Genomic DNA, 11,759 nt, shown 5'->3' on the forward strand with positions numbered 1-11,759 from the left:
TGGTTCATTATAATAATGAACTATGTAAACATTGCTAACGCGCAAACCATTGCAATAGGCAATGTTGATGCCGGGCCTTACACTCCGGGATCAAGCATCGGCGTACCGGTTACTATTTCAGGCAATGCCTGCATCGCTCAAAACAATACATTTACATTATATATCTCTTCGGTACCAAATGGTACACCAGATACTCAAATAGGAACTTATTCAGGTTTTTACACCAGCTTTGTGAACGGCGTTTTACCAGCTACAATAGCACCGGGTTCTTATAACCTGGAGGTAAGGGCCGGCAGTCCGCAAATTGTTAGCGCAAAAGCTACAATAAACGTGATAGCGGGCAGCGCAGTAACTGCAAAAATCACATCGCAAAGTATCAGCAGCTCAAACCAGGATGTTTTTGGGAATTGCAATGGCAGGGCTGGTAACTTTGATTTTTTAGATCAGTCCACATCAGGCAGTACGGTAACAGCCAGTTTTTATAATGAGCTGAGCCACGTTAACGAAGGGGTTTTAACCTTAAACCCAAGTTTGTCTTTCCCGGCTAAAACGGCACATTATACCATTTTAGTTAAGGCGGTTAATAATGGCATTGTAGCTACCAAAGCTTATGCTTTAGTTAACAACTTAGTAAACACCAGCTTTGGCGCAACCGGCAGCAACACCGTCTGCTTAATAAACGGTAAAGGAACACTCATTTATAATATGGATGTTGCATCGGCTAATGGCTTGCAAAAAAACTATCCGGGCAACGTTTATAATGTTGACTGGGGAGATGGTAGCAGCAACAAATACACTTTTTGCGAAATTAACGCTGTTGGCGGCCAGATCAGTCATGACTATACCACATCATCATGCGGTCTGCGAACACAGGGACATGCCAACATGTTCCCGGTAAATATTATGGTGAGCAGTCCGTATTGCGGTACTGTAGGTACACAGGTTACCAGCTATGCAAAAGTGCTTAACCCGCCAAATAACGTATTTACAGCAAGTAACTATGCTTGTGTAAATGCACCTGTTAGCTTTAACAATACTTCTTTTCCCGGAGATGACCCGACCATCGCCAGCGCTAATTGCGTAAATGAAGGTGCGCGTTATAGCTGGTATATTGATGGCGCGCTTAAAGCAACCAACAAACAATTATCAGATGTATTTGCCTACACCTTTACCACAACCGGAACACACACCATTATGCTGCACCTGCAACAAAGCGGTGATGTTTGCGATGCTGCTGATGTAAGCCGTACCATTTGCGTTGAGGCCGCACCAAAACCTAAATTTACTTTAACCGATTCTGTTTACTGCAGTGCATCAACTGTATCACCAACTGATCTGTCGGTAGTAGATAACAGCTGCTCGGGTAACAATCACCAATATACCTGGACAGTTACCGGCCCGCAGGCAGTAGCGTATGTTAACGGTACCAACGAGCACAGCAAACAACCACAGTTTGTATTTGCCCTTGCCGGGAAATATAAAGTAATGCTGAGCATTGATGCCCCATGTGGTGCGATAAGCACAGAAACAAAAACTATCCTGATCAATACTAACCCGGTTATTAAATTATCGCCCGATTTTGAATCATGCGGTAAGGGGCATTTGATCACCTTTGATGATAAAACCACACAAAGCACTACTACCTTTTCGGGAACGGCTTACGAAGTAGCCGATACTTACACCTGGACAGTAACAGGCGGAAGCTATACTTTTCAGAATGGCACAACCGCAAACAGCAAATACCCGCAAATTTTTTTTGCTGATTTTGGGCAGTATACTGTAACTGTAACGCACAAAAATAATTGCGGTACAACTTCGGCATCACAAAACATCAACTTTAAACAATCGCCAACAGTATATGCCGGTCCTGACCAATTAGGTGTTTGTCCGAATACGGCGATTACCCTTGCCGGGACAATCACCGGTACGCAGCCACAGAGCTTTGAATGGGTAGGGGGTACAGGTACATTCGCGCCAAACAGGAATACACTGAACGCGGTATACACACCATCAGCAGCAGAAGGCACAACAGGTAAAGTTACACTTACTTTAAAAGCCATCACACCAAACCCGCAACCCTGCGATGTGGTAACAAGTGATGTAAATATCACCATCAATCCTATAAACAGCATTACTTCCGACGCCGCCAAAACTATTTGTACAGGTACAGCAGTTAACTACCAGCCGGCAGCAGTTGCAGCTAACAGCACCTTTGTTTGGGTAGCAACCGGCACCTTAAACGCAAGTGGTTACAAACTTGTAGGCAGCGGTGCTATAAACGATATCATAACAAATACCAGCACTACTAACAATGCCATTGTAACGTACATTGTTACCCCGGTAATTAATGGCTGTAATGGTATTGCGTTTACATTTAAAGTAACAGTTACACCAAACCCTGTTGTTAACGCAACTTTAGCTAACGCCGCTGTATGTAGCAGCACAGGCGCTGGTATCACTTTAGCTTCGAACCTTGAAAATACAACCTTTACCTGGAGCAGCACAACATCAGGTGCAGGTGTAAAGGGAAATACCAACCAGGCTACCGCTACAGCGGCTGCTAAAATTGATGATATCCTGATCAATACCACAACTACAACACAGACTGTAACTTATACAATCACACCTGTTAACACCAACGGCTGCACAGGCACACCGGTTGTTGTTACCGTAAGTGTATTGGCGCCACCGGTACAAGCGATAGCCGGGCCTAACGAAAATATTTATAACGCGGCATCGTACACATTAAAAGGAAATGCTGCCGCACCATCAACAGGGAAATGGACGTTGGTATCTGCAAACGGCCCGGTAACATTTGCCGATGCTACGCAAGCCGATACCAAAGTGAGCGGCCTGCAAAGCGGCAAACAATATACCTTCAGGTGGACAATTACCGGCGCTGCAGGCTGCGCGCCAACAACAAGCGATGTGGTTATTACCAACCTGGCTACGGTTACCAATACCATCAGCTTTGGTCAGGTGCAGGTTTGCCAGGGTACAACCATCTCTATAGCGGGCAGCGACCCAACAGGTGGCGATAACGTTTATGCCTATAAATGGCAAAATAGTACAGATGGTGCTAACTGGCAGGAAATGAGCGGCCAAACCGGCCATGACCTGACAACGGTGCTTATTGCCGATACTTATTACCGCCGTACCGTAACATCAGGCACGTTTAGTGAGCAAAGTAATGGTGTGCTGGTAAAAGCTACTCCGCAGATATCGCCAAACAACATCAGCGGTGCTCAAACCATTTGCGCAGGTACTGCACCAACTATTATAAACGGTAATGTACCACAGGGTGGTGGTGCGGGTTACAGCTATCAATGGCAAAAAAGCGAAGACAACGGCAAAAGCTGGACCGATATCAGCGGTGCAACATTGGGCAGCTATCAGCCAACCGTATTACAGGTAACTACACAATTCCGCAGAAATGTAAGTACTGTAATTTGTAGCGGCCCTTTCCAAAACAGCAGCGCCGCGGTTACCGTAACAGTAAACCCTAACGCTAAAGCGGAATATACTTTTGCAACCGACAGGTCATGCGCGCCATTTGTTATCGATAATCAAAATATCAACGCGGTTGATTATGCCGACAGAAATTCAACCTACACCTGGTATGCCAATGGCGTGCAAATAGGTACAGGTTTAAACTTCCCGGGCTATACCTTAAAAAATGATGGCGATACCGTGAACATCAGGTTAGCTACTACCAGCAAATTTGGTTGTGTTAATGATGTATTTGCCCATACCTTTGGCGCGGCGCAAAAAGTAACCGCAGCCTTTACACAAGACATTACAAAGAATTGCGGAACAACCGTTGTTCGTTTCACCAACAAATCAACCGCGTTAAACAACGCTACTTATTTTTGGGATTTTGGCAATGGCTCAACATCAACAGCTCAAACACCTAACGGCATTACGTTTAAAGCCGACCCTATTGGTAAAGATGCGATTTATACCGTTACGCTTACCGTTACAACAGGCTGCGGTATTAAAACTACCACATCAACAGTAACCATTAAAAGCGCACCACGCACCATTGTAACACCTGATGCTGTGGTAGGCTGCTCGCCGTTTACCGTGAACATGATCAACCACTCAACAGGTGGAGGTACTTACACTTATGATTTTGGTGATGGACAAGGCCCTGTAACAGTTGCCGATACACAAACTGTTAAGCACACTTATAATACACCAAAAACTAAAAGTTATACCATACAGGTAACATCGCAAAGCGAATGCGGTATAGGCGCTACACAAACTTATGTGGTTACGGTATCGCCAAACACTATTTCGCCCGCGTTTTTGGTTGACGCGCCGCAACTGGCCGGCTGCGCCCCATGGAATGTAACTTTCCATAACAATACCACAGGCGCCAATACTTTTACTTATGATTTTGGCGATGGTACCCCCATCAAAAATACCAACATTTACCCTGAACTGGTGAACCACACCTTTGCGAAAGGCGGTGTATATACTGTTAAAATGACTGCTACAAACGGTTGTTCCGTTATTATATCAACACAGGTAATAACAGTTTACCCGCAACCGGTGCCTGCTTTTACAGCCAATGTTACCACCGGCTGTACCCGTGTTAAAGTAAGCTTTACCAACCAAACTCAGCTGGCCAATAATTACATCTGGGATTTTGGTGATGGTACAACATCAACCGAAGCTAACCCTACACACGTGTTTGATTATACCAAATCGCCATACACTGTAACCCTAAGCGCGCAAGCCGATCTGGGTTGCCCGGGCACTATAGTTAAAAAGGCGTACATCACCGTTACAGCTCCACCAAAATCTGATTTTACCATCGGGCCTGATTCGGTATTGAATTATCCTGATAAGAACTTCACATTTACTAACCGCAGCCAAAATGCTGTTGCCTGGAGGTGGAGCTTTGGCGATGGCAGTACATCGAGTCAACAAAACCCTGTTCACGCTTATGCGGATACCGGCAGCTATAAAGTAACACTCGTAGTTTACAACATACAAGGTTGTGCTGATACCATTACAAGGAAAGCCCGTATTAAAGGCACCCCGGGGCAACTGTATATGCCAAATGCTTTTATGCCAAACAGCCTGCACAGTAATCTTACTACTTTTAAAGCCATAGGCTCGGGTATTAAAGAATGGCGCATGCGTATCTTCAATAACTTTGGTCAACTGATTTGGGAAACCGATAAGTTATCGACTAAAGGTGAACCAACCGAAGGCTGGGATGGTACCGTAAAAGGCCAGCAGGCACAGGTAGGTGTTTACGTTTGGGAAGCCACCGCAACATTTACCAACGGACAGGAATGGAAAGGTATGAGTTATGGCAATAACCAGCCAAAAAGAAGCGGCTTGGTTAATTTGGTAAGATAAGTCAAGAGTCAAGAGTCAAGAGTCAAGAGTCAAGAGTCAAGAGTCAAGAGTCAAGAGTCAAGAGTCAAGAGTCAAGAGTCAAGAGTCAAGAGAATTTGGCGAGGCAAGTTATGAGTTTTGGTGAGGGGAAATAATTTGCATATTTGCACATATACACATTCGCACATCAGAATATGACCACTAAACCAGCCCAGGCAACTATTCCTTTAGTTATTGTAACAGATGAGCACTATGTGATCCATTTGGCTGCGTTACTCAAGTCGGTGGAACTGAATCATCATTCGGGCGAGCATATTGCGGTTTATGTGATAGCGGATGGGGTTAAGCCGAAGAGCCAAAAAAAGATCGAGGCATCGGTTAGTGCGGATATGTTCAGCATTAGCTGGATAAAAATGGAGGATACCATCCCGCCGGGAGTTACCCTGCCATTAGACCGTACATCATACCCTGTAACCATATATTTGCGTTTGTTTATCGCCAATATAGTTCCGAAGGATACAAAAAAAGCCCTCTTCCTGGATGTGGATATGATTGTGCTGGAAGATGTGAGCAAACTTTATAACCACAATCTTGGCGATAATGTTATTGCCGCTGTGCAAGACCCACGCCTGCTTACTTTTGATAACGATTGGGGGGGCATATTCAATTATAAAGAATTAGGTTTTGATGCCAAGACTAAATACCTTAATACCGGCCTTATCATATTTGATATGGAAAAATGGGTGGCGGGTAATTATGCCCAAAAGATAATTGATGGTATAAACGATAATATCAAATATGCCAATTATCCCGATCAATATGGGTTTAACATTGTGATGGCCAACAAATGGTTAGAACTGGATACAAAATGGAACTACTTTGCATCGGGCGATGAAGAGAAACCTTACCTTGTACACTTTATATCGCGTAAGCCATTTTATACTTCGTACGCGTACAATTCTAAATACAAAGAGCTTTTTTACAAATACCTCAAACTAACCGAATGGCGTAATGCCAAACCTATCGGCGAAATGGACAGGTATGTTAAAAAGCTGAAAAATATCTGGGTGAAGATAAAAAAGAAGGTAGGATTAAAGTAATAGTTCATCTTATCCCAAAACCAAAAAAACCCTGTTACACAGGGGCCAAAAAAATCACTAATTGTTTTATACTTCCCTTATCAGGGTTTTTATCTGGTCGGCCATTTCAGCAGTTACGGTGGTGCCATGTACGGTTTGAGCATGTTCGGCAGCCATAGCTAAAATTTCTTCTTCGGTAGCGGCGGTTACTACGGCTTTGCAATCGAAGCCTGCATCTGAGCAATTTAATGTTTTCATGATCTGATCTTGATTTTTTAATTGTTTACACCACAAAAGTATAAGAGCTTAAAAATCAAAACGGTATCAAAAGATACACAAGCAAAAATAAATTTACAGGAGTTCTATCCGGCTACGGTATAGCTTTATTTTTTGCTGCTTTTCATGATCCTTTAAAATACGGGATATTACAACGCGTGTAGTGCCTAATTCGGATGCCAGTTGCTGGTGCGATATTTCGATGGTGGAGCTGTTTTCTTTTGCGGCTTTGTTCTGCAGGTATTCCAATACCCTAACGCTGATGGGATCGAATACAATACCTTCAAAAGAGTTGATCAGTTCATCGTATCGGCGACGAAACATGTTCATTACATAGCGGTTCCACGACGGGTATTTTAACTGCCATTGATCGATGAGGCTGGCCGGGAAAATAAGTACTTCGGCAGGTTCGGTAACAATGCCGTGCGAACTGCTCTGATTGTTGAAGTAAGCCGCCGCTAAACTCATGGTGCAGGTTTCTTCAGCACGAACATAATACAGCAGTATTTCCCGGTCTTCCTTTTGCTGGTACACCCTGATAGCGCCTTTTAATACAATAGGTAAAAATTTTACGTATTGCCCATCGCGCACAATAACATCGCCTTTGTTAAAAGAAGCCAGTTGGCCATGTTTCAACAACTCCTCTTTAAATTCGGGTTCTGTAAAAAAGCTTAGTTTTTTAAACAGGTCGGCGTCAATGTTCATCGGTTTCAAAATGTTTATTTACCCAAATATCATCAAAACTCAACTCATATTATTCCTACAATAATTTCTCCCGTTCAACCAAAGCTTTTATTGTATCCGGGGCTGTCATTAAAAAGGTTTGTATATCCAATTTTTGCGCGGTGGCCAGGTGTTGCGGGCTATCATCAATAAATAAGGTCTCGGCCGGGTTAAGATTACTATCCTGCAATACAAACTCGAAAATATTGGCATTGGGCTTACGCATGCCCATAAAATGCGAATAATATACCTTTTCGAACAGGTGGGCATTGCCATCAAAGTCAAACTCACGTTTCAGGTATCCCATAATATGATCGTAATGTATAGCGTTGATGTTGCTGAGTAAAAAAGTGCGGTATTTACCCTTTAGCTGTAACAACAAATCATGTGTGCCAGGTTGTATACCTAACAGCATGCTGTTCCATGCAGTATCAATTTGTTCGTCGGTTAAATTATCATTATTTGCTGCCAAACGTATCTGGTCGCGGAATTGCGCGGCGGTGATCTCGCCTTTATCAAAAGCGTCAAATAGCGAGCTCTGTTGTTTATGCCCAAAAAATGATTCAACGTTTGTAATGCCGAGTTTAGCCCAGGCCTGTTGTGCAAGCGAAAAATCTATATTGTAAATTACGTTGCCGTAATCGAAAATGATGTTTTTGATGTTATTCATATGGATATGTATAAGCAGCAAATATATTAGTTAGGCATAGCAAAATTGATACTGAATGAATAATTGTATCATTATTATGTTATACAGTTTTACTACAGAATTTAATGGTAAAATAGCATTAAAATATCTCAAAAATGAAATTCATAAAAAACACTATAGCAGCAACGTTATTATGCAGTGCTATTATTACCACACCGTTTGTAGCGCTATCTCAGCAAAAAACCGGCTTTAAAATATTAGCTAACCATAAAATTGGCAGCTCCGGCGGTTGGGATTATATTACTGTTGATGCCATCTCAAAACGTTTATATGTATCGCATGGCACGCAGGTTATTGTTTTAAACACAGCCGGCGATTCGGTAGGCGTTATCCCCAATACTCAAGGTGTACATGGCATAGCGCTCATCCCATCAATGGGTAAAGGTTACACCAGTAATGGTCGTGCAAATACCGTAACGGAGTTTGATCTGAAAACTTTAAAAGTTTTAGGTGAATACCCTGTGGGCCAAAATCCTGACGCTATTTTTTATGATGAGTTTTCGAAAAAGGTTATCACCTGTAATGGCAGGAGCAAAGATGCTACGGTTTTTGATCCGGCAACAAATAAAGTTGTAGCAACCGTTGCGCTTGGCGATAAGCCCGAAACCGCAGTAAGCGATGGTAAAGGAAAAATATTTGTGAATGGCGAAACTACAAGCAACATCATAGTATTTGATGCAAGCACATACAAAGTGCTAACTAAATATAAAATAGATGGTGGCGAAGCACCTACAGGACTGGACATAGACCGTAAAACCAACCGTTTGTTTATTGCATGCAGCGATAGCAAAACAATGGTGATAATGGATGCGGCCAATGGCAAAACGATAGCCAAGTTCCCTATCGGGGATTCTGATGGGTTGGTGTTCGATCAAAGTTTAAAATTAGCCTATGCCTCAAATAATGAAGGGACTATCAGCGTAGTAAGAGAGTTAAGCGCCGATAAATTTGAGTTTGTTGAGAATATTACATCACAACCAAGTGCACGTACCATAGGCCTTGATCAAACTACACATCACCTGTTTTTACCGGCAGCCAAAACAGAGCCCAACACTGCAGGCGGAAGGCCAAAGCAAGTGCCGGGTAGCTTCCATGTGATTGAAGTAGGTAAGTAAAGCATAACTACAACCCCGTTTATAACTCTTATAAACGGGGTTGCTTTTTACTAAATTAACCCTTAAGTTTATGATATGAAAAAGGCCATCATAAACACCGCACTTTTGTTTGTTTGCGCGATCCTGCTTTTATCCGGATCTAAGTCAGCCCTTGTTGCTGAAAACGCCAAATATGTATCCCGGTTACAAAGCACCGAAAAGCCGCTTGATATTGTTATTAACCATATACATGAGGGTAAACAGCAACGTATGTCTTCAATACATAATTCATTAGCCGGAAGCAGATTGGCGTTTATTTTTCATGACGGATCGCGGATAGTGTTGAATTTCCTAAAACCTATCAGGGTAGGTAATTATGAGATACGCGACCGTTCAGCAGAAATACAGGCGATATATTATCCGGCAGGCGGGTATCCTAAGGTATTGCAGGGGTATACAACCATTTATACGCTAAAACCAATAACAGGCAGGATAGCACAGTTGTATGATGCCGATCATGAGTTGCATATGTCATCGGCGAGTGTGTTCTCTTTTTAAGATATTGTATTTGTAATACAAGGCTTTACAAATAAATTGAAATGAGTTTTTGCAATTCGCCCTATTTTGCGTAAAATTGCAGCCGAAATAAAAACACCTATTTCAAGCGCGCCTATAGCTCAGTTGGTTAGAGTAGAAGACTCATAATCTTTTGGTCCCTGGTTCGAGCCCAGGTGGGCGCACGTAAAATCTGCTGATTTTCAGGCAGTTACAAATAATTTGTAACTGCCTTTTTGTTTTTGGTACGAAATAGGTACGGATTTTAGATAGCTTTATTTATCCTTTATCGTTTCGTTATTTTGAAAGTGGAAGGTTTTTTAATTGTTTAACAAAAATTGATGTATCTTTTTAAATTAGAAAATACAGTTTTCTTCAAGAAATCTGAGTGAATCTTTGTATTTTCATGCATCTACTATGACATCGGAACAAAAAAAATTATTAGGTGCTTATTATACTCCCGAACCAGTAACAGATGCTTTGTGTTCCTGGGCAATAAAAAGGCCAACAGATATTATACTTGAACCAAGTTTTGGTGGATGTAATTTTTTAACATCCAGTTTGGTGATTTTGACATCTCTTGGCAACGCGAACCCAGAACAAAATATCTACGGCTTCGATATAGATACCTCTGCTTTTGAGTTACTTAAAACCAAAGGCATTGAAAGTGCTAATTTTATTTACGAAGATTTTCTTTATTCCGACACGCAAGTAAATCAAATTCAAGTGGATGTAATAATTGGCAACCCACCATACTTACCAATTCATAAATTAAACACCAAATACAAAGAGAATCTTTATTCGAAATTCAAACGTAGCGCGATAAAAATACCTCGTAGGTCAAGTTTATGGGTGTACTTCATAGTGCATTCCTTTCAATACCTAATGCGCGGGGGGAAGATGGCATGGGTTGTACCTGACAGCATTTCGTTTACAGACTACGGGAAACATCTTTTGAATGAACTTGCGAAAGTTTTCACCAGTGTAGAATTGATACGGACAGATGAAAGGTATTTTTATGATGTTGGTACGCACGAAAAAACAGCGCTATTACTTTGTGAAAATTATCAAAATGGAACTACAAAGGTAAAGGTGTTCGAATATGACACACTAAATGAAGTGCTGAAGGCAATTCGCTCTAAAAAGAAGAAGATAACCGCTCCAAAAGCCGAACAAAAGGCGGTACAACCAAGCGGGTTTTCACTCGTGAAATTAGGGGATATTTTTACTACCCGCATTGGTATCGTAATTGGTGCTACAAAGCTGTTGGCTTATAAAAAGAAACAAGCGTTTAATTCAGCTTATTACCCCGAATATTTTTATCCAGTTATAACGAAAGGAAAGCAGTTAAGTAATCTTGTAATCAATAGGAAAGCGATATTAAAAAATGAAGAACTTCCAATATATTTATTTGACGCCATTAAACTTGAGGAAAAAGAGCCGATAAGATTTAAAGAGTTCATCGACACTTTTCCTCAGGAAATCCTGATTAACCAGACATTTAGGAACCGAAAGAAGCTGTTTGGATATGATGATTATAATCATCCAGACGCTTTTTTAACCTATTTTTCTCAAGGCCTTCCTAAATTAATAATAAATATAGACAAAGAACTAAACTGTACTAATTCAGTTCATAGATTATACTTAAAAGATAAGTTTAGGAATCAACCGTGGGTAATGCAACTGGTAAGCGTCCAGTTATTTTGTGAATTTTTGAGAAAAGCAGTTACCGATTTAGCGAGGCAGTATGGCAATAAAATAAAAAAGTTTGAACCAAGTGATGCACAAAAGATACCAATATTAATACCTTCATCGGTGGATGCTGTATTCATCAACGAGTTACAATCCGTGTTTGAGCAAATAATTACGTTGATAGAAATAAATAAATACCAGGAGGCTAAAGATGTTGGGAACTCTTATTTGACTAAGTTGATATTTTTGCCAGTCTTAGATTCTGCGATAGCGAGCTAA

General features: G+C 41.5%; 8 protein-coding genes and 1 tRNA gene. 6 read left to right on the forward strand and 3 right to left on the reverse strand.

Translation table 11 applies throughout. The annotated features are described in order from the left end of the window. Positions 1 to 15: 15 nt before the first annotated feature. Together KXQ82_RS19905 and KXQ82_RS05625 are read left to right on the forward strand one after the other, a co-directional pair. Positions 16 to 5,373 carry a PKD domain-containing protein gene (locus KXQ82_RS19905; RefSeq protein ID WP_219487180.1) on the forward strand — a complete coding sequence of 1,786 codons (5,358 nt, stop codon included), beginning with the start codon at positions 16 to 18 and terminating at the stop codon, positions 5,371 to 5,373. A gap of 173 nt (positions 5,374 to 5,546) precedes the next feature. Beyond that, the gene (locus KXQ82_RS05625; RefSeq protein WP_219487181.1) at positions 5,547 to 6,452 is read left to right on the forward strand and encodes a glycosyltransferase family 8 protein; all 906 of its coding nucleotides are present in this window, start codon (positions 5,547 to 5,549) and stop codon (positions 6,450 to 6,452) included. Between the two features lie 66 nt (positions 6,453 to 6,518). Here the strand turns inward: KXQ82_RS05625 and KXQ82_RS05630 are convergent, their stop codons facing one another. From KXQ82_RS05630 to KXQ82_RS05640, 3 genes are all read right to left on the reverse strand, one after another. Beyond that, positions 6,519 to 6,689, reverse strand: coding sequence for a DUF1059 domain-containing protein (locus tag KXQ82_RS05630; RefSeq protein ID WP_219487182.1), 171 nt, complete (start codon positions 6,687 to 6,689; stop codon positions 6,519 to 6,521). A gap of 93 nt (positions 6,690 to 6,782) precedes the next feature. Next, positions 6,783 to 7,412: a Crp/Fnr family transcriptional regulator gene (locus KXQ82_RS05635; RefSeq protein ID WP_219487183.1), complete on the reverse strand. Its 630-nt coding sequence runs from the start codon at positions 7,410 to 7,412 to the stop codon at positions 6,783 to 6,785. A gap of 55 nt (positions 7,413 to 7,467) precedes the next feature. Continuing rightward, entirely contained in the window at positions 7,468 to 8,100 is a 633-nt protein-coding gene (locus KXQ82_RS05640) for an HAD family hydrolase (RefSeq protein ID WP_219487184.1), read from the reverse strand. A 134-nt stretch (positions 8,101 to 8,234) separates the two neighbouring features. Between KXQ82_RS05640 and KXQ82_RS05645 the strand changes: the two genes are divergently transcribed. The 4 genes from KXQ82_RS05645 (at position 8,235) to KXQ82_RS05660 (ending at position 11,759) form a co-directional block, all read left to right on the forward strand. Further along, on the forward strand, positions 8,235 to 9,254 hold the full coding sequence (locus tag KXQ82_RS05645) for a YncE family protein (protein ID WP_219487185.1): 1,020 nt from the start codon (positions 8,235 to 8,237) through the stop codon (positions 9,252 to 9,254). 75 nt (positions 9,255 to 9,329) lie between these two features. Continuing rightward, on the forward strand, positions 9,330 to 9,791 hold the full coding sequence (locus KXQ82_RS05650; protein WP_219487186.1) for a hypothetical protein: 462 nt from the start codon (positions 9,330 to 9,332) through the stop codon (positions 9,789 to 9,791). A gap of 108 nt (positions 9,792 to 9,899) precedes the next feature. Further along, positions 9,900 to 9,973: transfer RNA gene (locus KXQ82_RS05655), tRNA-Ile, on the forward strand. Positions 9,974 to 10,205: 232 nt separating this feature from the next. Further along, positions 10,206 to 11,759: an HsdM family class I SAM-dependent methyltransferase gene (locus KXQ82_RS05660; protein WP_219487187.1), complete on the forward strand. Its 1,554-nt coding sequence runs from the start codon at positions 10,206 to 10,208 to the stop codon at positions 11,757 to 11,759.

It is taken from the genome of Mucilaginibacter rivuli, assembly GCF_019391655.1.
In the GTDB taxonomy this organism is placed as follows: domain Bacteria; phylum Bacteroidota; class Bacteroidia; order Sphingobacteriales; family Sphingobacteriaceae; genus Mucilaginibacter; species Mucilaginibacter rivuli.

What these genes read in the sequence shown, in the direction of transcription:
- KXQ82_RS05660 (WP_219487187.1), top strand. Translation starts at nt 10,206, where the DNA reads ATGACATCGGAACAAAAAAAATTATTAGGTGCTTATTATACTCCCGAA.
- KXQ82_RS05645 (WP_219487185.1), top strand. Translation starts at nt 8,235, where the DNA reads ATGAAATTCATAAAAAACACTATAGCAGCAACGTTATTATGCAGTGCT.
- KXQ82_RS05635 (WP_219487183.1), bottom strand. Translation starts at nt 7,412, where the DNA reads ATGAACATTGACGCCGACCTGTTTAAAAAACTAAGCTTTTTTACAGAA.
- KXQ82_RS05640 (WP_219487184.1), bottom strand. Translation starts at nt 8,100, where the DNA reads ATGAATAACATCAAAAACATCATTTTCGATTACGGCAACGTAATTTAC.
- KXQ82_RS05625 (WP_219487181.1), top strand. Translation starts at nt 5,547, where the DNA reads ATGACCACTAAACCAGCCCAGGCAACTATTCCTTTAGTTATTGTAACA.
- KXQ82_RS05650 (WP_219487186.1), top strand. Translation starts at nt 9,330, where the DNA reads ATGAAAAAGGCCATCATAAACACCGCACTTTTGTTTGTTTGCGCGATC.
- KXQ82_RS19905 (WP_219487180.1), top strand. Translation starts at nt 16, where the DNA reads ATGAACTATGTAAACATTGCTAACGCGCAAACCATTGCAATAGGCAAT.
- KXQ82_RS05630 (WP_219487182.1), bottom strand. Translation starts at nt 6,689, where the DNA reads ATGAAAACATTAAATTGCTCAGATGCAGGCTTCGATTGCAAAGCCGTA.